Origin of the sequence: Brevibacillus sp. HB1.4B (assembly GCF_013284285.1) — a bacterium.
GTDB classification, from domain to species: Bacteria; Bacillota; Bacilli; order Brevibacillales; family Brevibacillaceae; genus Brevibacillus; species Brevibacillus porteri.
In genome coordinates this window covers 334,688-357,080 of sequence record NZ_JABSUT010000004.1, presented here as the reverse complement: position 1 = coordinate 357,080, position 22,393 = coordinate 334,688, and the positions used below count along the sequence as shown (strand labels likewise).

Here is a 22,393-nt window from a genome sequence, read left to right as displayed (position 1 = left end):
ATGGGGATAAAAAGAGAAGCAATCGTGCAGGCTGGGAGTGAGTATTAGTTGAACAGAAAAGTCGTTACGATTAGTAAAGGTTTGCCTAAAAGTAATATGTACAACGGTAAGGAATATCTCTCCGGCATTTGGAAGGAAGAAGCCGATGAGCTCGTTGTCCGTTCCGAGAAAATTGATGACGACGATATCGCGAATCCAGAGTACCATGGCGGCCCAGACCGCGTCGTCTGTGCGTATCCTTTTGAACATTATGCCCATTGGGAGAAGTTATTCGGCCAACCACTGACCAATGCGGCATTCGGAGAAAATCTCACGCTTGCTGGCATGACCGAAGAGCAGGTCTGCATCGGGGATGTGTATCAATTCGGTGATACCATCCTGCAAGTGACGCAAGGCAGATTTCCTTGCGCGACCATCAACAAGCGCAACAACAATAACCAGCTGCTCAAAGCGGTGGTGGAAATGGGCTATACGGGTTATTTCTTCCGCGTCTTGCAGGAAGGGACGATCAAGCCAGACTCCAAGATTACCCTCATCACTGCACATCCAAAACAAGTAACGGTAGCGTCGATTCACCACTTATACTTCCACGACAAGTCACCATCCCAAGAGACGATTCAGCGTATGCTTGAGGTGGAGGAATTGGCGCAACCTTGGCGAAAAAAACTACTGGAAAAACTGGATAAGTAGCAGTAATAGCGAAAGGAACGTCTCATGCGAATTAATAAGTTCATCAGTGAAACCGGCATTTGCTCACGAAGAGAAGCCGATAAATTAATCGAGGCCAAGCGTGTGACGATCAATGGCCAAGTCGCGGAGCTGGGAAGTACGGTTGCGTCAGGAGATGATGTGCGCATCGATGGACAGCCGCTCGGTTCCAAAAAGAAAGATGTCTATATCGCCTTGAACAAGCCTGTCGGAATTACGTGTACCACTGAACTGCATGTCAAAGGCAACATCATCGATTTCGTGAATCACCCGGAGCGGATTTTTCCTATCGGACGTCTGGATAAGGATTCGCAAGGCCTCATCCTGTTAACTAATGACGGGGATATCGTAAACAAAGTTTTGCGTGCTGAAAACAATCATGACAAAGAGTACATCGTCACCGTAGACAAGCCCATCACGGCGAATTTCTTACACGGAATGGCAAACGGCGTACGTATTCTCGGAACAACTACAAAGCCTTGCAAAGTAACCAAAGTCAGCGACCGCGTCTTCAATATCGTGCTGACGCAAGGGCTGAATCGGCAAATCAGACGGATGTGCCAGGCTTTTGGTTATCAGGTGCGAAAGCTAGAGCGGGTACGTATCATGAACATTATGCTGGGGAATTTGAAATTGGGGCAATGGCGCAATCTGACGGCCAAGGAATTAACTGATCTGAATAAAAGCTTGTGAAATAGGGACGGGTTGGAGTCTGTATAGTGGCTCCTTCCCGTCTTTCGTATCTGCATATGAATATTTTGTTTTTACTGAAAACTGTCATTTACACACTCCCCTTCTCCGTTTACCATATAGAAAACCATACGAGAGAAAAGAGGTGGAGAGATTCTCCCGCACACTTTTTGGGGTGAATCTTGCGATGATGAAACTGGTTTGTGTCGAGTGCAGCAAGGAAGTGCCTGCCCATTTATTTGACTATCAATGCACATGCGGCGGCTTGTTTGACATCATTCACGATACGTCAGCCATCGATGCCGAACAGTTGAAGCGCGTCTTTCATGAGCGACTGTCCGAACGCATTACCCCTTATGCGAGCGGAGTATGGCGCTACAAAGAGCTGATTTTCCCCGAGCTTCCTGATGCGTACATCACGACCAAGTACGAAGGAAATACAGGGCTATACGCATCTGCACTCATCCAATCCTATGTAGGAAGCAACAGCAAGGTATGGCTGAAGGCACAAAGCGAGAATCCGAGTGGTTCATTCAAAGACAACGGGATGACTGTCGCCGTATCACACGGGCGTTCACTAGGCTATCAACGCTTCACCTGCACATCGACTGGCAATACCTCTTCTTCTCTCGCCATGTATGCTGCACTCGCCCATCACGAATCTTACGTGTTTGTCCCGAACAAAAACATTTCTTTGAATAAAGTCATGCAAACACTGGCCTACGGAGCAAAGGTCATCAGCTTTGATGGTACCTACGATGATGGCATCCGTTTTTATGAGCAATACAGCAAAGAGCTCGGCCTCTACATCTGCAATTCGATCAATCCATTCCGCATTGAAGGGCAGAAGAGTATCGTGTACGAAATTGCGCAGTACCTCAATTGGAACCTTCCCGATTGGGTGGTCATCCCTGGAGGAGCATTGAGCAATGTGACTGCTCTCGGAAAGGGCTTGCAGGATTTGAAAAACCTCGGCTTTATCGAAAAAGTTCCTCGGGTGGCGCTCGTACAAGCGGAAGGTGCTAGTCCATTCCATCGCATGGTCGCAGGCGGACACACCGAGCTGACACCTGAACCAAATCCATATACACGTGCCTCTGCGCTCAACATCGGCAATCCACCCAGCTGGAAAAAGGCACTACGTACTTTAGAAGAAACAAATGGTGTTACCTGCTCCGTGACTGATCAAGAGATTCTCGACGCCAAAGCATGGGTGGATAAGAGCGGGATCGGCTGCGAGCCTGCCTCTGCTGCTACGGTCGCCGGATTACGCAAGCTCATCGCAGGACAAGTAATCGACAAGGACGAAACATCCGTGTGTATTTTGACAGGAAACATGCTGAAGGACACTGATGCACTGCAAGAGTATCATGTGGGGGAATCGACACAAGCGAGCTATCCAAATAAAATTGTCTCGTCACAGCTTACGTTGAAAGAGATTGGCGCCATGCTTTCGTAACAGCTCATCTATATTTTCTTTCGTCAACATACGCGAATTATTTGCTATCCTTTCAATATCCTGTTATGCTAGTAAAGAATTATTTTTGTTCGAAGCAACGGATAGCGTAGATAACAAATTTTCGTCTAGATGATCCTGCGAGCAAGGATAGTAATACATGTGTGTTACACACTAGGAGGCAATAACAATGGAACAAGGTACAGTAAAATGGTTTAACGCAGAAAAAGGTTTTGGTTTTATTGAGCGCGAAGGTAAAGAAGACGTATTTGTACACTTCTCTGCTATCCAAGGCGACGGTTTCAAATCCCTTGACGAAGGTCAAAAAGTTACTTTTGACGTAGAACAAGGCCAACGCGGACCACAAGCTACTAACGTTCAAAAAGTTTAATATAGCCATACACAAAAAACAGACTCCTGTAAGGGGGTCTGTTTTTTGGTTGTTTGAAACACAAATAAAAAACCCTACTCACGTAAACGGAGTAGGGAATGCTACAGAACAGTAAATGGTAGACTCAGTATAACACAGTACCTATCGCTTCCTAAAATTTTTATATTTTCAAATATAGATTATTGAACCGCAGACAGTCTAGAACGTTGAATTTCTGTAATTTGCCCCCGTGCTACACGCAACAGCCCTTCTTTTTCCATTTTCTTTAGTGTCCGGCTAATCACCTCACGAGCAGTCCCCAGCTCAATTGCCAACTGATCATGTGTAATGGCGAGCGAATCATCCTCCGCACTTGTATGCTCGATCAAATATTCGGAAATCCGAACCCGAATGGATTTAAAATGAATGTCGTCAATCAAGTTCGACATGATAATCAATCGCCGCGCAAATGATTGAAAAATATACTGGCGAAAGCCTTGATGCTTCTCGATCCATTTCTTATAAATCTTCGTCGGGACGTTCAAGACCATACTCGGCATCTCCACGCAAGCCGAAGCTTCATACACCGTTTCTCCCAATATACTAGACGCGATGAGTGGGCAGCACTCGCCAGCCGATAGCCTGTACAGCGTAACCTCTCTTCCATCGCTGCTCAGTTTGAAAATGCGAACAAGCCCATCCAAGATTAATGGCGCATTCTCCAAAAACTCGCCTTCATCAATGGTAAAGTTGGCTGGAACCGTAGTGATGGAGATTCCCTCCTCTTGCCACTCTTCTAGAGTAAGTGCCGCCAGACTTGGAAAACGTGCAAGGACTTCCGCAATCTGCTCCTTTTGCATATGGACGAAGAACCTCCTTGTGAAAAAAATAACTTTGGTGACAAAGTCACAGATTACCGATACAGATTTTTATTATTATTGCACTCAAGTGGCACGAACACAAGAACACCCTGTTTAATAAGAAATCGCTTCGTTAACACTAACGAACGATCATCATGAAACGAAGGAGATGTATGTAAATGAGTACTTTTGTATTGGTTCATGGAGCTTGCCAAGGTGAATGGGTATGGGAAAAAGTAAAACCTTCGCTGGAAGCATTGGGACACAAGGTCGCGACGTTGGACTTGCCTGGAAGTGGACAAGACATGACACCTCCTCAGCAGGTAACACTGGATCTCTACGTCGAGAAAGTATCTGACCTGATCAAGCAACAAAACGATAAAGTAATCCTTGTCGGACACAGCATGGGTGGCGTCGTCATTACGCAAACAGCTGAAAAAGTACATGACAAAATTGATAAGCTCGTCTACCTTTGCGCATTCTTGCCGAAAAACGGGGAAAGTCTCATAAGCAAGTCTGAAGGAGAAAAAGGCCCAGAATTCGAATTGAATGAAGCCGATATGACGCTGGCTCCGAAGCTCGAGACTGTGGAAGGGACATTTTTCAACGCGGTTGAGGATGAGGCACTGAGGCTGGCGTCGATGAAGCGTTGCCGTCCGCAAGCGCTGGCTCCGTTTACACAGCCAGTGCAAATTACTGAAGAGAAATTCGGCAGTGTCGATCGCGTCTATATTGAGACCACATTAGACAATGCGATCCCAATCGATTTCCAACGCAGAATGAACACAGAAACACCTTGCAGCAAAGTCATTACACTGGAAGCCGATCATGCGCCTTTCTTGTCGAAACCAGAAGAGCTGGTTAATCATCTCGATCAAGTAAGCAAATCATAAAATAACCAAAAACAAGGCTGTCGACCATCATGTCGGCAGCCTTGCTTCATTCCTATTCCTCTATGTTCAACTGGCGAACCGTACGTACGAGCCTTTGCAATCCATCCCGCAGCTGTTGTTCATTCAAATAAGAATAACTGATGCGTATCCAAGATTTTAACTCTCGCTGTGGGTCACAGATCGCGCCGGGCACAAACGTAATCGATTGCTCTATGCATTTGGCCAGAAGACTTTCCATCGGGACGGAATCAGGCAGCTTCACCCATAAGTTAAAGCCTCCTGGTGGGCTGGACCACTCCCAGTCGGTCACAGACAGCTCTTCCTCCATGATATCCCGGCGAATGGCCAATGCAATCCGCAGCTTTGCCAAATGCTGCTGCATTCTTTCGGAGAAGAAATAGTGCAAAAAAATCTTTTGATTCAATAGGGGCGCTCCACTGTCGGACAATGATTTCGCTTGAATCAAATACTTCATAATAGATGGACGGCATGCCACAGTCGCAATACTTAGCCCCGGCGCAATGTACTTGCTAAAGCTGCGCAGATAGATGACATAGCCCTCCGTGTCGTAAGAAAAAAACGGCAGTGGAGGCTTATCGCCGAAGTAAAGATCGCGGCACGGATCATCCTCTACGATCAGGCACTGATACTTCGCAGCCAGCTCCACCAGTCTCTTCCGTTGTTCAGCGGGAACCGTATAGCCCGTCGGATTGTGAAAGGTCGGATTGAGATAAAACAGGCGTGGTTTTTCTTTTTGCATCAACCGTTCAACCTGCTCCAAATCATATCCATGCGGCGTAATCTCGATGGGAATCATATTGGCGCCCTGTCTTCTGAATACATCAATGGCAGGACTGTAAGTGGGTCTCTCCAGCAACACGACATCACGCGGCTTTACAAGGACTCTGGCAACCAAATCAATCGCTTCCTGCGAACCAGATGTAATCATCAGCTCATCAGGTGACAGGTGAAAATGATAACGGCTGATATAATAGCTGCACAGTGCTTCCCGCAGCTCTTGATCTCCCTGTGTGGTTGAGTAGGTACCCAGTACCTTTGGATACAGATCAAACACTTTCTTCACGTACTCAGAAAAGTAATGATTTGGTAATAAATTCGGTTCGATCAATGCTTTGGAAAATTGATAGGTCGCCTGCACTTGATGAATTTCAGAAAGGTGGCTCTTGTGCACATAGGCAGAAACGATTGGATCATCCATCGATTCCACTGGCAACAGGCTGCTCGGTTGTACGTAATACCCCGACTTATCCTTCACATACACGTGGCGGTTTTGTTTTAATAATTGAAATGCTTTAAAAACCGTCAGGCGATGCACATTCAATTCCAGCGCCAATGTTCGAACAGAAGGAAGCTTCTGATGTGCCCGCCACTCTTCGCGTCTGATCCGGTCCAGAAGATATTCATATACTTGCTCGAACAGCTTATCAGAATGGCTGTTTGAAAGAGCCTCCCTTTTCATGCAAGCTTCCCCCCTTTCCCCCATGATAATGGATTGATCTTTGTATCTGTTCTATTCCATTTCATCTGTTCTGTTCCCTTCCCTTTATGATGAGGAAAAGGGAGGAATCATAATGGTACTACTCAACTATGTGGTCATGTGCTTGATATTCGGAACGACTTTTCTGGCAATCAAAGTCGGTATTGATGCGGGGGCCCCGCCGTTTTTCTCAGGAGGACTTCGGTTCTTACTGGCAGGTGTCATTTTGTTTTCATTTATGCTCTGGAAAAAACAGGCGCGACTGTCGCTGCTGCTTCATAAAGAAATGTTCCTTACTGGAGTCGGTTTGACGTTTGGGACGTTTGCCCCCTTGTATTGGGCGGAGCAGCATGTAAGTTCAGGAATTGCAGCCATATTATCTGCAACAGCCCCTCTCATGGTGATGCTGCTTCAGACAGGTATTACTCGGCAAAAGCTCCCCGGTATTTCGTGGGCGGGTTGCTTGATTGCCTTTGTCGGTGTCTTTATGCTAATTTTACCCGGTGTGACCATCTCATTTAGTCTCCTTTGGCTTACAGGGTGCATGGTAATCATATTCGGGCAAATCTTTTATTCTGCTGGTGCAGTTTACTCCCGTAGCGTCATTCAACGGTTTCAAGACACCTCCCCCATTGCTTTGAATGCAGCACAGATGATGTATGGAGGAGCCATGCTGCTTGTATTATCTCTGTTCACCGAGCAAGTGCATATCGAATCGATGCTCACGGCTAATGCGATCCTCTCGCTCCTGTACTTGATCGTCGTTGGTTCCATGATGGGGCACACCATTTTCTATTGGCTCGTGGCCAAGACCAACCCTGTGTTTCCATCCACGTGGCTCTATATCTCTCCGTTGATTGCCTTAAGCCTGGGCGTCATCCTGTACAATGAGCCGCTTTATCTCCTGTCGTTGGCAGGGGGAATTACGATTATTGTCGGCATTATCCTGATTAATAGGGATGGCTTGAAGCAGTTGATGGGTAAAAAGGCAAACAAGCTACGAGACGTTAGCCATTGATGAAAAAGAAGGAGTGCCACAAGCTGGTGCTTTGTGGTACTCCTCTATTTGGAAAATGGTTATTTCGTATCGTTGATTTGTTCCGCCATTTTCAGCAGCTCTACTTTCGTGCTCACACTCATATTGGCTCTCAGGCTATAGTCCACCTTTGTCCCATTTTTCACCCATTGCAAAGAGTGCACAGTTTTCCCATTTTCAGGTGCGAAAGTGGAGTACACGGCTTCATTGTCGCCAATCATGATCTTCTCCAGATTCTCCGCAAATGTACCTCCACTTTTATTCTTGTCATCCAGAATGGACACTTCTAAGAAAGCACTCCCTTTTTGGCCCTTGTACTCAATCTCTGCATTACGAAGCTTGTCCGATAACGGAACTGGTTGTACCACGTATTCTTTTTTCGTTCTTTCTTGTTCCTCTTTCATCGCTCTCTCATCATACTTGTCACTTGGGAGATAGATCGCTTCGCCTGCTGCAAATTTGAAGTCCGTCCCCATCTCTGCCGGGACCTTGAACAGATGGCCAAGCTTTTGTTCCATGTCCTTCCACGTTGTATAGGTAAAAGGCTTGGAGCGTACATCTACAAAAGGCTTGCTGTTTGGATTTGATTCCAACTGAAGCTTTGTCAGCGGCCAATAAATGGCAACCGCTTCTCCTGGTTTTAATCCATTGACGATTTGTTCTCCGGTATCCAACTGTTTATAAATCTCTGCACTACTTTTTTTGATCTGATCCTTTGTGTCAGGGGGTAGCTGCTGCATCATTTGTTGCTGTTCTTGCATACTCATTTGTTCAAGCTCTAACACTACTTCTCCCTTCTCATTTTTCAACTGGATCATTTCCATCCCCGCCCATACGGAAGACGCTCCTACCAGCATACCTACAGTGACTAACAAGCCAATTTTCTTTTTCACGACTTTCTCCTCCTTGTTCTCCTTGGCACGAATTGCGGCCATGACTTTATGTTTGACATTGACTTTCGGGACGGGCTTCGCTGCAAGCATGTCTCGCATATGCTTAAACGGATTTTTGTCCATCATTTCGCACCCCTCCCGTCGTTGGCAAATAACGTTTGCACTTTTTCAAAACACGTTCAAATTGCTTGCGCAGGGCTGCAGGACTTTTGTCCATCAGCTCTGCAATTTCCTCGTACTCTCTTTCCTCTAGCACCCGCAGGAACATGAGTGTTCGTTCTTCGGCGGACAGTCGTTTCCAGATGCGTTCAAGCGGCTCCCCAAAATGGTTATTGTCAATGCTCTCCTCGACATAATTGCGTCCATCCTGATCCCGGTTGTACAAAAAGGGCAACACGCGGCTTAATTTCCTGCGCTTTAGCACATTCGCACAATGGTTGTAAGCGATCCGGTACAGCCATGCGGAAAATGACAGCGAGTACGTATACTGTCCAAGATGCTCGTAGGCACGAAACAGGACTTCCTGAACAGCGTCTTCTGCATCTTGACGGTGACCGAGCATGTGGTAGCAGTATGTAAAGATCGGTTGTTGATAGTGATCGATAATGATTTCGTATTGCTCAAGAGAGCCTGCTTTTATTTCGCTCAACAGGCGCTCTATCTCTGTTTTTTCCACGGTTTGCCCTCCTCTCACTATGAATAACAATTGGCATCTTTTGTTTGTGACACCTATTTTAGAAATTTTTGGTTACACGAGTAAAAATTCGCTGCAATAAAAAGGGTGCTCCACCCGTCGCGTACGAAAAATCTCGCGCTTACGGAAAGGAACACCCTTATTCCATGCTTATATTCATTTATTTGTCCGTACTCTTGTCGAATGTCTTGATTCTTTCCCGGGAAATCGACAGCACCTGTCGGCTTCCCTTTAGAAATGCTCTCCGTTGGCATAGTAGCTTTCTTTTTGATAAGCGACAAATGCCATCTCTACTTCTGGAATGCCAAGAGATAAGACATGCTTGGTCACGATCTGGGCAAACTGGTCACGAACTTCTTGCCCCCGCTCGAACCATGCTACTTCGATAAAAGGAAACGACTCCACAATCTTCCCACCAAAAACGCCTGTTGTATGCAAGCATTCGATCGTGAAATTGTCCGTGCCGCATTGGCAGAGTGCAGCAAGCTCCACTGCAAGCGGTTCGCTAATCGTGGCCATTTGTTCAGCTTGGATACCTCGAACGATAAGATGTGGCATGATGATCCCTCCTGAAAAGTACATACTTCTATGCTCTATCTTACCGTTCAAGAGGCAAAAAGAGTAGAAAAAACTAGGTCAGAGCCGCGGCGCTTCCGTGCTTTCCTACTGCCTCTTGCACCCGCGCTTCTTTGTTCCCTTGCTGCAATTGATACATCTGATAGTACCTGCCTTGCTTCTCCATCAAGTCTTCATGCTTTCCTCGCTCTACGATTCTGCCTCGATCCAGTACGAGAATTTGATCTGCATTTTTGATCGTAGACAGGCGGTGAGCAATAATGAAGGTCGTTCTCCCTTTTTTCAACACCTCAAGTGCATTTTGAATAATGCCCTCTGTTTCCGTGTCGATGCTGGCAGTCGCTTCATCCAAAATGAGGATAGCCGGGTCAAAAGCGAGAGCACGCGCAAACGAAATCAATTGACGCTGCCCGAGTGAAAGCGTACTGCCCTTCTCAATAACAGGTTCATCGAATCCTTGCGGAAGACTGCGGAACAGTTGGTCTGCCCCTACATCACACAGAGCTTTCTCTACTTTTTCAGGCGAAATCGACGGATCATCCAGACTCACATTGGAACGAATCGTTCCTGTAAACAAAAACGGGTCCTGCAAAACAATCGCCATATGCTGACGAAGCTGCTGTTTGGAAAACGACTGCACATTGCGCCCATCAATCATAATCGCTCCACTGTTTACATCATAGAAGCGGAGTAACAGATTGATAATCGAGCTTTTTCCCGATCCCGTGTGACCAACCAGTGCCACTGTCTCTCCGGGCCATGCTTCGAATGAGATGTTTTTCAGCACGTATTGGTCGTCTTTGTAGGCAAAAGAAACATCGTCAAAGCGGACATTCCCCTGATAGCAAGGAACTTTTGCCGGATCAACGTCAATGCCCTCTTCATCGAGCAGTTCAAACACGCGCGACGCCGCGACGAGAGATTGCTCCAGGTTCGCCAGTTGGTTGACGATCTGTGTCATCGGCTGGAACAAGCGATTGAGATAATCGACGAATGCATAGAGGACACCAAGCGATAGCAGTGTACCTATCCCGAGGGAGGCACCGCCGAAATACCAGATGAATAAAACAAACGCGATATTGCGGATAAACTGAACCAGGTTAAACGAAGCGGTCGCATTGAGCCGTAGCATTTTATTTTGATAGGTGAATAGCTCTTCGTTCAGTTCGCCGAATTCCCGCATTGTTTCCTTTTCCCTGCGAAATGCCTGAATAATCGGCATCCCTTGGATCGACTCGTTAATCATCCCGTTGATGTCGCTGATGCGTGCCCGAATGACATGGTTAAATGCAGAAGCGTACTTGCGGTACAAGTAAATCCACACGACCATGATTGGCAGAATGACCAGACAAACGAGCGCGAGTCGTACATCAAGCAAGAACAGCGCTGCGAAAATACCGATTAAATAAATCCCGCTCGTAATGAAGTTGCCGAGAACATTCGTAAACAGCTCTCGGACTGCTTCCGTATCGTTTGTAACACGAGCAACCACCTTCCCGGCAGGGAGATGATCGAAATACTGGATGGGCAATCGTTGAATATGCGCGAACACATCCATGCGCAGTCTCTCGATGACCTGATTCGCTGATTTTTGCCATAAGAACTTTTGCCCATAGTGGAAAAGCGAAGCAACTACCAATAATCCGAAATAGAGAGCAGCCAGTGTGAACAAGCCTCTTGTCTCTGGCCGGAAAAATTCGAATATCTCCTGATTACTTAAGAGAGTGGCCTGGTACTCAGCTCGATCCGTACCTTTTACAATAACGAGCTTCCCATCCTCAATGGCTCGCTGCCCATCAAACTTAATCGCCTGGTTCAGGAAATAATAGTCGCTTCCTATCTGGAGAACACGAGCTTCCTCGCCTCTACTCTCCCCTGCTGCCAGATGATCCTGTCTCGTGTAATACTTCCCTTTGTATTGTACGGAACCCTCACGCTGTGCCGTCTCATACCAAGGGAATTCAATCCCCAGTATGTGGGTATTAATCATTTCTTTCGCCAAGAATGGTCCCGTTAGCTCTGCCCCAACAGATATAGAGAGCATCAGAATCGCTAAAAGGATTGTCTTTTTAAAAATCGCTGCATAGTGAACTAGCCTTTTCCCCGTCGTCATTCATTCACCCGCTTTCTGTCAGCGTCGCTTCAATCTGCTGTTTCTCGAATTGTTCTTTATACCAACCACCCAGCTCCAATAGCTGTGCATGTGTGCCTTCCTCGACGATTCGTCCTTCGTCTATGACGAGAATCCAATCTGCATGCTGGACGGCCGATAAGCGATGTGTGGTGATCAGTGTTGTTTTGCCTGCACGCTCCCGGCGAATATTCGTGATCATCTCCGCTTCGGTTTTTCCATCCACCGCCGACATGGCATCATCGAGAATCAAGATTTCCGGATTAACCAAAAGAGCCCGAGCAATCGAGACCCGCTGTTTTTGACCGCCTGAAAGGGCTACACCTTTTTCACCAACAAGCGTTTGCAAGCCTTCGGGCAATAGTTGTACGTCCCGAGCAAATGCGGCCTGCTTCAACACTTCCTGTAATTGTTCTTCTGTTGCCTCGTTGTTCCCGAACAGGATGTTTTCGCGGACTGACTTCGAGAACAAAATCTGCTCCTGCGGTACATAGCCGATCCAGCTCTTGATGTTATCCAGACTGATCTGTTCTAGCGCCTCTCCCGAAACACTGATAGCTCCCCGTCCTAACGGATATTCGCGAAGCAGCTGTCGCACCAGCGTGGATTTTCCGCTTCCCGTACGCCCGACGATTCCTAGCGTCTGACCCCGACCAAGAGTAAAGGAGACCTCGCTTAATTGGTCAACATGCGCAGATGGATAGCGGAATGTCACGGAATCAAACCGAATGACTTCTGGTACTGCCACATGAATCGGTCTGTCGTGATCCGTCACATCGGCTTCATAAGCCAAGGTTTCAGTGACGCGATCCAGCGAGGCACTTCCTCTTTGCATCACATTGATCAATTCACCAATCGCAAACATCGGCCAAATCAGCATCCCGAGATAGACGTTGAACGAGACCAGCTCTCCCAGGGTCAGTTCTCTTTGAAACACGAGGTATCCACCGTAGATCAAACCAATCATATAACTGATTCCAACCAATATTTTGACGGTTGGCTCAATCAGCGAATCGATTCTCGCCACATCGATATTTTTTTGATACACTTCATGTATTTTTTGGCGAAAGCGCTCCTGATCCGCCATCTCCTGTACGTAAGCTCGAATCACACGAACGCCAGAGACGGATTCCAAGACGCGGTCGTTCAGATCGCCGAACGATGTTTGTGCGGTAGAAAAACGCTCGTGAATTTTTTTCCCATATTGCTTGATGATATAGGCCATGAACGGCAATGGAAGGATCGCTGCTAAGGTCAGCTTCCAACTGATCAAAAAGCCCATCGTCAGCACAATTGCCCCTGTAAAGGATAACGAGTCCACCATCGTCAAAATTCCGAAGCCTGTCGTCATCGAGACAGCCTTGAGGTCATTTGTCGCTCGCGCCATCAGATCACCGGTACGATTGCGCTGATAAAACGTTGGCGTCATCCGCAAAAAATGCGTCATGAGCTTCGACCGTAACGTCCGCTCCGCCAGAAACGCTCCTCCAAACAGCTGGCGAATCCAGATAAAATTGACCCAATAAATCGCGACAGACAATACACCGAAAAACAGCAAAATGGATACCAGCCGCTCGCCAGTCAGTGTCCCCAGGTGAATCTCATCAATAGCCACCCCGATGATTTTTGGAGGGATAATCTCCAGTAAGCCGCCCAGAATCAATAGCAGAATAGCGACCGTATAACGTTTCCAATGCTCCTTGAAAAACCAATCAAGCTTTGCCAAAACCGAGAACATCCGTGTTTCTCCCCTCTCTTTAGCTGGCTGGGTGACCTTTTTTAGAGGACAAAAAAGACACATCGCCCGTGAGCAACATGCCTTTTCATCAACAAAAATAGAAAAGGCGCAAGTTACGAAATAGGTAACCTACGCCATGTTAACGAGATCAAAAAAACGATACTACGCTCGTATCAATGGTGGGGTTACGTCATGTATGCCCTTGTATGGATGACCCATGCGTACAATTCTTTTCATGACTAGCCCACCTTTCCATTAATATTTTGAATTTCCAATAAATACATTCTGAACTTTACCATTCTTGCGGATACATTGTCAACTGATCTTTTCCGCGCTTTTGCTTCCTTTCATTTATTTGGTATGATTATCCCCATGAAGCTCATTCAGGAGGCCATTTATTTTGTTATCTTCCAATCAAAAGCGACGATTGACATCTGTTCAAATCATCGTGTTCGCCTACGTTGGGCTCATCCTGATCTCAGCGTTTCTTCTATCATTGCCGTTTTTTCACTTGCCGGGAGTCTCTCTTCCTTTTATTGACGCTTTGTTTACCGCGGCGAGTGCCATCAGCGTTACGGGGCTTACTGTCATTACGATTCATGAAGTTTTCAACCAGTGGGGGATTCTCTTTCTTACGTTGCTCTTCCAGGTTGGCGGGGTCGGAATCATGACACTCGGAACGTTCATCTGGATCCTCATGGGTCAAAAAATCGGTCTGGAGCAGCGCATCTGGATCGCGACGGACCACAACCGCTCCACGTTGTCCGGTCTGGTCGACCTGATGCGCAATATTCTCGTGATTGCACTCTTGATTGAGCTGGTGGGAACCATTCTGTTAGGCAGTCATTTTATTTACGCCGGCTACTACGACGATTGGTACACCGCGTTCTACCACGGTTACTTTGCATCTGTCAGTGCTTTTACGAATGCCGGGTTTGACCTGCACGGAAATTCCATGCTCAATTTTACCCACGATTACGTGTTTCAGACCATCGTGATGATCTTGATTATTTGTGGAGCGATCGGGTTTCCCGTACTCGTAGAGCTGAGAACGTACTTTTCCTATCGCCGCGCAAAAGTGCGTTTCACCTTTTCGCTCTTCACCAAGATTACGACACTGACGTTCTTTTCCTTGATCGCCGTTGGCGCCCTGCTCATTTTCGTTTTTGAGCGAAATCAGTTTTTGGCTGATAAGACCTGGCATGAAATGCTGTTCTATTCGTTATTCCACTCCGTCTCCTCGCGTAGTGGCGGCTTGGCTACGATGGATATCAGCCTCTTGTCGACCGCGACACTCATCATGCTCTCCGGGATGATGTTCATTGGTGCTTCCCCGAGTAGTGTGGGCGGGGGGATACGGACCACAACGTTCTTCGTCCTGATTGCCTCTGTTTTTGCCAACATGCGTGGCTACAAGGAAGTAAAGGTGTTCGGAAGAGAGCTGGTTGATGAGGACATTCAGCGCTCCTTCATCGTCTTTTTTATCGCGATTATCATGGTGTTCACAGCGGTCATGCTGCTCGTCTGGTTGGAGGATTTACCTTTCCAGCACGTTTTGTTCGAGGTCTGCTCTGCTTTCGGTACGACCGGATTGTCTACCGGGATTACAGCTCAGATGGGTGTAGGCGGCAAGCTCATCCTGATTATTACGATGATGATCGGACGTATCGGGATTATCAATTTGCTCCTCTTCTTGAAGCGCAATGACCGGATCGTACGCTACCATTATCCGAAAGAACGCATCATCATTGGTCAATAGAGGAAAGGAAATCCCCCAAAGCTATGTAGCCGTTGGGGGATTTTTTTCTAGAATCAAAAAGCTTGCAGAGGACAGGTCTGGGTATTTCTGTTCAATCTTTCGCGTAACGGAGAAATCGTTGTACTTTTTCAAGTAGTGCAAGATGTCTCGGTCTTTGATCATATCGACGACTTGCGACTCTGTCCCATCCGTTACCTTCGTGTAGAGAATGACATGCTTTTTGGCGCAAGAAAAGATGTCATCCAATGTTTTCTCGAATTCTTCCTCATCGATAATGTGATACAGCACATCCAGGCAAACGACCAGATCACTTTTCAAGTATCCTTGATTGTAAAAGGATTTCGGATGGTATAAAAGAAAGCTTTTCGACGAATCCTTCCCAAACATTCTGGCACACATCTGTACCGAAGTCGGTGAAATGTCCAACCCCAAGTAATTGGCATATTTCATAAAGAGAAGTTGATTGCCGTCTCCGCAGCCAAATTCAATGACGCTTTTCACTTGCTGCTCCTTGATGTATTCATTGATGACTTCTGCTTTAAAAAGAGCTAGCACGCCATAGGAGCCAAGTCCAGAATTTCCACCCGAAGCGTAATGATCCTCCCAGTATTTCCGATAATCAAAAGCGGATTGATTTTCCGTACTCATGGTGAGCTTCCCCACTTTCTGCCTTCGAAAATGATGTGTCGTTGCACAGTTTATGCGCGTGAAGAATTTTAATGAAAGGCGATGTTTTAAAACAATGTTTGAAATTAAATTATCATTAAACGTAAATATGTTTTTTCAGCCATTGTCTGAAATACTGCAACTGTTCCTCAGAATGGAAATAGTGTTCTCCATTCTCCATTACTTGCAAATTACAGTTAAAACGTTTATTAAATTCAGATACAACGTCAAACTCACATAAGTTATCTTCTGAACCATAGAGAATGGAAGTTGGATTATTCCAAGCAACAATAGGATGTTCTTTCACATAACAGTAGTAATCCCAATAGAGAGTTTGTCCAATAGGTGTAGAAATTTCTTTCTCTATTTTTAGTCTACTCTCACTTATGTTAAACCATGTCATCATATTATTTATGATACGTTCCATATTTACCACAGGAGAGAGAAACAAACACTGCTTCAACGGCTCATGGCTATATTCTAATAGGCTAAAATATGCTCCCATGCTACAAGCAAAAATGCTTATATTATTGGATAACGTTTTTGCATAGGTCATAATTGTATTAAGGTCTTGAACACAGTTTTGAACTTTGCAAAGATAAGTATCATCCTTACGGTCACCATGTTGAGGTAAATCAAAACTAAGCACTTGATAACCTAGTGCTGTTGCTTCTTCTGCAAATACAATAATCGAGTCATCTGCCTTATTTGACATGTTACCATGCACCACCACAAATAACTTATCTGATTTGTCACCCCACAAAATCGCTGGAATGTTTTCTATTTTAAAATGATTTTTTATCATTACAATTTATCCTCCATAAAATATAAATAATTCGTCATTCCAAATATTACAAATGTAGTCAGTTTCAAATAATTGTAGCCATTTAAACCAATTTCCTTCTTTATGTTTTCGTCTTTAATATACGTAAAAAAAACAAAACCCCAGAATGCCGTAAAATCAACATTCTGGGGTTTTTAATTTCAGTGCAATTTACCCTAAAATGGACTTTTTGGACAGCCCCTTCCTTGTCATCGAAAGTCGGCTTAATACGGGCCCCAGTTAATCAATACCCCGATAACGATAAACACGATGGAGAGAGCTGTCCATACCGCTGTAAGCGGAAGCATGAACTTCAGCCACTTGCCGTAGGAAATACCACTCATTGCCAAAATACTCATCAGAACACCTGAGGTCGGATTAATGCAGTTGACCACACCTTCTCCGAGCATCAGAGCCTCTACTGCCACTTGGCGCGTAATGCCCATCAGGTCAGACAATGGTGCCAACAACGGCATCAGCATAACGGCTTCACCTGAACCGGACGAAATCAAGAAATGCAGCCCGGCGCTTCCGAGGAACATCCCAATTGCACCTGCCATCGGTGACAGCGGCTCCAGAATGGTAGCAAGCCCGTACACGATGGTATCAAGGAACTTCCCATCTTCCAAAATGACCGTGATCGCACGTGCCATACCGACAATCAAAGCCCCATAAATCAGGCCCTGACAGCCCTTTAAGAATGTTTTGGCAATATCGTTGCCGCTCATCTTGTTGAGCAAGCCTACTCCGATCGCAATGAAAATAAAGATTCCGGACATCTCGTTTACGTCCCATTTGAACAAGATCGTACAGACGATAAAACCAATCAGAACGATCCCCGTAAACGCCAAGATCAATTTGTGACGGGTTGTAAAATCAACATTTTTCGTGTCTGCTTCCATCGTGGTTGAGCCACTATCAGAAGGAAAGAGCTCGTCCCCCAAGATACTCTTGTTTTGACGAACCTTCCGCGCGTAACGCCCGATGTACAGAATGGTTACGATCACAAACGTAACATAAATGATGGTGCGGTAGCCGATACCTGAAAACAGCGGCAGCTCCGCAATTTGTTGGGACAAGCCCAGCGTTCCTGGAAAAGCAATTGTCGTATTGAATCCGGCATACACACCCAAATAAATCAGAGCCACACCGAAGATCGCATCCATTTTCATCGCTCTCGCAATCATGATGCCAAGCGGAACGAAAGCAATGACGGAGTTGACGATGACACCCAACGTACCCAATACGGAAAAGACAGAGGTGATCAAAATAACCAGCAGCCACTCTCTATTTCCTAATTTTCGGACCATGGTCAGAATCGCTGCGTTGAGTGCACCTGTCTTATCCAAAACAGCTAAAGCACCGCCTGTGAACAAAACGAGGAAGATGATCGGCGCGCCTTTGACCATCCCGGTCTGTATCGCGGTAAAAAACTCGATAAAGCCCGTAGGATTCGGCTCCACCGCATGATAGCTGCCCGGGACAACGGTCGTCACATTGCCGTTTTTTACACGGTCAAATTCTCCTGTCGGGACCACATAGGTAGCCAATGCACATAGAAGTAAGATGCAAAACAAAAGGACATAGGCGTCTAGCCGAAATAAGCTTTTCTTTTTTAGTTGCTTGCTCTCTGTCATAAGGTAACCCCCTGCGTGTGTAGCGCTTCTCTAAGAATATTGGGCAGCTTCATAAATCGCAGCTGTCATGATTTTAGCCCCATAAATCAAGGCATCCGTCTGAAAAGTCATCTGTGGATGATGCAAGACTGGCGTGAGCCCACATCCCAGACCAATCATCGTCGTAGCCAGCTCAGGGCGGTGAATCGCGTAAAAATGGAAGTCCTCTCCGCCTGGCGTCACACATGTACCGGCAATGTTGTCCTCACCCAATACTTGCCCAATTGCCTTTTTGGCTACTTGGATCATGTTCGCATTGGCGACCGCAGCCGGTGTGACTCCCGACCATTCCCACTCCACATCCATGCCCATCAAAGCCCCAGTCTGACTCATGGCATGCTCGGTTTTTCTCCGCAATTCTGCCATGCCTTCATTGGACTGTGCACGTACATCGAGGCTAAAGGTCGCTCGATCAGGAATGACGTTCACCGTTTCTCCCCCTGCTTGCAATTGGGTCATCTTCACGGAAAAAGAGCATCCGTCTTCCAGGCGAATGTTTTGCAACGCAATAACCAAAAACGAAGCGGCTTCGATGACATTTTTCCCGAGCGCCGGACGTGCTCCGTGTGCTTGCAGACCTGTAATCGTCCCTTTGATGGAGCTGGATGATCCATGCAAAATCGCCGGAGCAGCGCTCCCATACGGCACTTCCATTTCCGGACGCAGATGAACGCCGATCAGCTTTGTCACGCCTTCCAGAGCGCCATCCTTCATCATCTGTAAGGCTCCACCCATTTTCTCTTCAGCAGGCTGGAACAGAAAGCGCATCGTTTTCGGCGGTACCACTCCGCTTGCTTGAATCGCAAGGGCGCTGTAGAGAGCCAGTGTCGAGTGAGCATCGTGTCCGCATGAGTGATTCGGTATCACTACGCCGTCCACTTCCTGCACGAGTGCATCCATATCCGCGCGCAAAGCCACGATTTCAGCACTCTCTCCAGGAATCTCTGCATAAAAGCCGTGATGCCCTTCGAAGCATGTGACGGCAATTCCGGCCGCCTCCAAGCGTTCCCGCAAATATCTCGCTGTTTTCTCCTCGTGCCAGCTCGGCTCCGCCAATTGATGCAACTCTTTGTATGTTCGCACTATTTCGTCGCGATGCTCGTCCATATATAAGAACGGATTCATCCGATCCATCATCCTCCCTGATGTATTCTCTAGTATCTCTCTTTGCTCTACCGGATGTATAGCAAGATTTGTGCCAAAACCATATTGTTATAAAAGTTAAGCATTTCTGAACAATTTCGGATTTTTAGGTTATAATATAGGTTGGTTTTTACAGATATCTAATCCAATATTTCCACCTAAATAAAAAAGCTATTCGGCAGATAAAAAGGAGTCGCATCATGATCAAACAGAACCCATGCATCTTGTTAATGACCCGACTAGAGACGATCAGCCTGCTGTTTGCAAACACGCTCACGTCTTTTTTCGGCAACCGCTTGGACATCATTCGAAACCATATGCAAGAACGGCTTCATCCGAGTGTGTACGATGAAGTTGATCTCATCCTCGTTTCAGACATGAGTCTCTTAAACGATCAGCCAGTTCCTCCGTCAGACATCCCCGTGCTGCTAGCAAGGCGCACGATTGACATTAACAAATTGGATCAACTCATGGATTTGCCGCCAGGAACGCTCTGTCTATTTGTTTCCAACTCCATCGAAATGGTAGAAGGCGCGATTGAGCTATTGTTTCATCTCGGATTCTCTCATCTGACATTTGTGCCGTACGTACCCGATACCGAGACTCCGCTTCCTGAAAAAGATCAAATCGATGTTGCTGTCTGTCATGGACTCAGGGAGCTAATTCCTGCTCTTTTTGAAAACGTCATTGAGTTGGGGCACCGCCCTTTGGATTTGACGACGATCTTTGATATTTCGCGCCTACTTGATCTGTCTCCGGATAAGGCAAACCTGTACACGGCTGACTTCATCAGCGATTTCGTCCATATCGGACGCAAGCTGACCAACTCGGTACACAATGAGCGGAAGCTGAATGAAAAGCTGAGCTCCATTTTAAATGCCGTCCATGAAGGCATCATTGGCACAGATGCCACAGGGAAGATCACTGTGCTGAACAAAGAAGCCGAGAAAATTTTGCATATGACTGAAACCACTTGCATCGGGCGAAATGTAGCGGAGGTCATTCCCGAATTTCTAATTCTGGAAGTAGTAGAATCACACATGGAAGTAACGAAGCAGGTATTGGAATTCCGCGATTTGTACCTCTTGGTGACGAAGATTCCCACGTTCTTGGATGATCAGTTTCTGGGCGCGGTCATTACTTTTCAGGACGTGACAAAGGTACAGCAGATCGAACAGGAAATACGGACAAAGAGTGCCAATCTCGGACTGATGACCAAGTATTCGTTTGACAGTATCATCGGCAAAAGCCCGTCCATTCAGGCCAACAAACGAGTGGCGACCAAGCTGGCCGAAAGCGATTTTACGATTCTCATCACAGGGGAAAACGGAACCGGGAAGGAAGTTTTTGCCCAAGCCATCCATCAACACTCGACGCGCCGTGACGGTCCGTTCGTCCCCGTCAATTTTGCAGGGCTGACCGAGAGCTTGGTAGAGAGCGAATTGTTCGGGTACGAGGAAGGTTCTTTTACAGGAGCGCGAAAAGGCGGAAAGATGGGGCTATTCGAGCTGGCTCACAACGGGACCATTTTTCTGGACGAGATTGGGGACGCCCCGCTTAGCATCCAGGCGTCACTGCTTCGTGTTCTCCAGGAAAAGCAGGTCATGCGCGTAGGGGGCTATCGCGTCATTCCAGTCAATGTCCGCGTCATCGCCGCTACCAATTGCAACCTGATGGAAATGGTCAAAAAAGGGACATTTCGCGAGGATTTGTACTACAGGCTGAACGTCCTGCCACTGCACATTCAGCCCCTGCGTGATCGTCCCGATGATATTTTGGTGCTGATCGATTATTTCTTGCAGAAAAAAAAGCAGCGTCTGTCCTTCTCACGGGAAGTGACGGAACAGCTACTCCGTTACGATTGGCCAGGCAATATTCGCGAGTTGGAAAATTTCATTCACTATGCAGTCGTCATCGCTGAGGGGAATCAGGTGGAATTAGCTCATTTGCCGGAGCGTTTTTTTGCGGGGCATGTCTCGACTCCGCCCCTTCTCTCTCACCGGGATGATACGCTGGAAGATACGATCCGGTATTTGTCCAGGCAAGGCTCCTTGGGAGATTACGTAGCGATCCTGCAAGTACTGTCCGATTGCTACAAGCGTCAGGAGCGTATTGGACGCAGTGCCCTGCTCGCAAGAATGGAGAGTCCCTCCATGACTGAAGCCCAAATCAGGCACAAGCTGACCGCACTGGACCGTGCTGGATGTGTCTCCATCGGCGTTAAGAAGCAAGGGACGCAGATTACTGCGTTTGGGCAGCAGGTGTTGACGGCTTTGCTGATTGCAACGAAGGGGTAATCACTGTTGTCTTCCAACAGATGTGGAGTCCGAAGCCCTGCCACATGTTTTCCAGTCGCCTGTATCCTCTCTTCGTTCGGGCGGTCTCCTTCCAAACATATGGCAGTACTTCTTTACAGCAATGTCATTATTCATTTTTTAAATCGTTTTGTATGTCAGTGCAAAGTAGCTTACTTACTACAACTTCTCGAATCACTTTCAAGGTCTTGACCAAAGCCACCTAGGAAGAAGTGCATTTCCAGTCCAAGCGCCTCTGGAGCCCTACCCAGCGTAGAAATGAATAACGGGGAATTTCAGCTTCACTTATGAGATACTTCCTCGAAACTTCAATGTTTGAAGCGCTCCCGATATTCATTTCGGAGCGGACAGCAACAGCCCTCAGCAGGGCGTAGGCCGAAGCGTAGACTGGAAATGCACTTCTTCCTTCCACTACACCATCGATACCAGCCTATAAAAAAAAGCGGCAAGGCTTTAGCACCTCCGCTT

19 protein-coding genes are annotated in these 22,393 nt (G+C 46.8%); 8 read left to right on the top strand and 11 right to left on the bottom strand.

Annotated elements, in window-relative coordinates:
• Positions 1-48 precede the first annotated feature (48 nt).
• From HP398_RS12260 to HP398_RS12245, 4 genes are all read left to right on the top strand, one after another.
• The gene (locus tag HP398_RS12260; RefSeq protein ID WP_017249970.1) at positions 49-690 is read left to right on the top strand and encodes an MOSC domain-containing protein; all 642 of its coding nucleotides are present in this window, start codon (positions 49-51) and stop codon (positions 688-690) included.
• 24 nt (positions 691-714) lie between these two features.
• Complete coding sequence (gene rluF / locus HP398_RS12255) at positions 715-1,401, top strand: 23S rRNA pseudouridine(2604) synthase RluF (RefSeq protein WP_017249969.1); 687 nt, start codon at positions 715-717, stop codon at positions 1,399-1,401.
• 187 nt (positions 1,402-1,588) lie between these two features.
• Complete coding sequence (gene thrC / locus HP398_RS12250) at positions 1,589-2,857, top strand: threonine synthase (protein ID WP_017249968.1); 1,269 nt, start codon at positions 1,589-1,591, stop codon at positions 2,855-2,857.
• A gap of 187 nt (positions 2,858-3,044) precedes the next feature.
• Positions 3,045-3,245: a cold-shock protein gene (locus tag HP398_RS12245; protein ID WP_007721941.1), complete on the top strand. Its 201-nt coding sequence runs from the start codon at positions 3,045-3,047 to the stop codon at positions 3,243-3,245.
• A gap of 179 nt (positions 3,246-3,424) precedes the next feature.
• Here the strand turns inward: HP398_RS12245 and HP398_RS12240 are convergent, their stop codons facing one another.
• On the bottom strand, positions 3,425-4,084 hold the full coding sequence (locus tag HP398_RS12240; RefSeq protein ID WP_173622712.1) for a Crp/Fnr family transcriptional regulator: 660 nt from the start codon (positions 4,082-4,084) through the stop codon (positions 3,425-3,427).
• 179 nt (positions 4,085-4,263) lie between these two features.
• On the opposite strand from HP398_RS12240, the gene HP398_RS12235 reads away from it, so the two are divergent.
• Positions 4,264-4,977: an alpha/beta fold hydrolase gene (locus HP398_RS12235; RefSeq protein ID WP_017249966.1), complete on the top strand. Its 714-nt coding sequence runs from the start codon at positions 4,264-4,266 to the stop codon at positions 4,975-4,977.
• A 52-nt stretch (positions 4,978-5,029) separates the two neighbouring features.
• Here the strand turns inward: HP398_RS12235 and HP398_RS12230 are convergent, their stop codons facing one another.
• The gene (locus tag HP398_RS12230) at positions 5,030-6,457 is read right to left on the bottom strand and encodes an aminotransferase-like domain-containing protein (RefSeq protein ID WP_026043203.1); all 1,428 of its coding nucleotides are present in this window, start codon (positions 6,455-6,457) and stop codon (positions 5,030-5,032) included.
• A gap of 112 nt (positions 6,458-6,569) precedes the next feature.
• Between HP398_RS12230 and HP398_RS12225 the strand changes: the two genes are divergently transcribed.
• Positions 6,570-7,493 (top strand): DMT family transporter, encoded by a 924-nt coding sequence (locus HP398_RS12225; protein ID WP_173622711.1) that lies wholly within the window; start codon positions 6,570-6,572, stop codon positions 7,491-7,493.
• A 59-nt stretch (positions 7,494-7,552) separates the two neighbouring features.
• On the opposite strand, the gene HP398_RS12220 is transcribed toward HP398_RS12225, so the two are convergent.
• From HP398_RS12220 to HP398_RS12200, 5 genes are all read right to left on the bottom strand, one after another.
• A complete protein-coding gene (locus HP398_RS12220) occupies positions 7,553-8,530 on the bottom strand; it encodes a DUF4367 domain-containing protein (protein ID WP_017249963.1) in 978 nt (325 codons plus the stop codon).
• The gene (locus tag HP398_RS12215; RefSeq protein WP_017249962.1) at positions 8,508-9,080 is read right to left on the bottom strand and encodes an RNA polymerase sigma factor; all 573 of its coding nucleotides are present in this window, start codon (positions 9,078-9,080) and stop codon (positions 8,508-8,510) included. The genes HP398_RS12220 and HP398_RS12215 overlap by 23 nt, the downstream gene beginning before the upstream one ends.
• 249 nt (positions 9,081-9,329) lie before the next feature.
• Positions 9,330-9,656 (bottom strand): DUF1904 family protein, encoded by a 327-nt coding sequence (locus HP398_RS12210; RefSeq protein WP_012684582.1) that lies wholly within the window; start codon positions 9,654-9,656, stop codon positions 9,330-9,332.
• A gap of 73 nt (positions 9,657-9,729) precedes the next feature.
• On the bottom strand, positions 9,730-11,787 hold the full coding sequence (locus tag HP398_RS12205) for an ABC transporter ATP-binding protein (RefSeq protein WP_173622710.1): 2,058 nt from the start codon (positions 11,785-11,787) through the stop codon (positions 9,730-9,732).
• A gap of 4 nt (positions 11,788-11,791) precedes the next feature.
• The gene (locus tag HP398_RS12200; protein ID WP_173622709.1) at positions 11,792-13,543 is read right to left on the bottom strand and encodes an ABC transporter ATP-binding protein; all 1,752 of its coding nucleotides are present in this window, start codon (positions 13,541-13,543) and stop codon (positions 11,792-11,794) included.
• A gap of 400 nt (positions 13,544-13,943) precedes the next feature.
• Between HP398_RS12200 and HP398_RS12195 the strand changes: the two genes are divergently transcribed.
• The gene (locus HP398_RS12195) at positions 13,944-15,302 is read left to right on the top strand and encodes a TrkH family potassium uptake protein (protein ID WP_017249959.1); all 1,359 of its coding nucleotides are present in this window, start codon (positions 13,944-13,946) and stop codon (positions 15,300-15,302) included.
• Positions 15,303-15,323: 21 nt separating this feature from the next.
• Here the strand turns inward: HP398_RS12195 and HP398_RS12190 are convergent, their stop codons facing one another.
• The 4 genes from HP398_RS12190 to HP398_RS12175 form a co-directional block, all read right to left on the bottom strand.
• Positions 15,324-15,950 (bottom strand): class I SAM-dependent methyltransferase, encoded by a 627-nt coding sequence (locus tag HP398_RS12190; protein WP_173622708.1) that lies wholly within the window; start codon positions 15,948-15,950, stop codon positions 15,324-15,326.
• A 115-nt stretch (positions 15,951-16,065) separates the two neighbouring features.
• Positions 16,066-16,773 carry an alpha/beta hydrolase gene (locus HP398_RS12185; RefSeq protein ID WP_173622707.1) on the bottom strand — a complete coding sequence of 236 codons (708 nt, stop codon included), beginning with the start codon at positions 16,771-16,773 and terminating at the stop codon, positions 16,066-16,068.
• Positions 16,774-17,015: 242 nt separating this feature from the next.
• Positions 17,016-18,428 (bottom strand): YfcC family protein, encoded by a 1,413-nt coding sequence (locus HP398_RS12180; RefSeq protein ID WP_017249956.1) that lies wholly within the window; start codon positions 18,426-18,428, stop codon positions 17,016-17,018.
• Between the two features lie 30 nt (positions 18,429-18,458).
• Complete coding sequence (locus HP398_RS12175) at positions 18,459-19,592, bottom strand: M20 peptidase aminoacylase family protein (protein ID WP_173622706.1); 1,134 nt, start codon at positions 19,590-19,592, stop codon at positions 18,459-18,461.
• A 218-nt stretch (positions 19,593-19,810) separates the two neighbouring features.
• Between HP398_RS12175 and HP398_RS12170 the strand changes: the two genes are divergently transcribed.
• On the top strand, positions 19,811-21,907 hold the full coding sequence (locus HP398_RS12170) for a sigma-54 interaction domain-containing protein (RefSeq protein ID WP_173622705.1): 2,097 nt from the start codon (positions 19,811-19,813) through the stop codon (positions 21,905-21,907).
• Positions 21,908-22,393 lie beyond the last annotated feature (486 nt).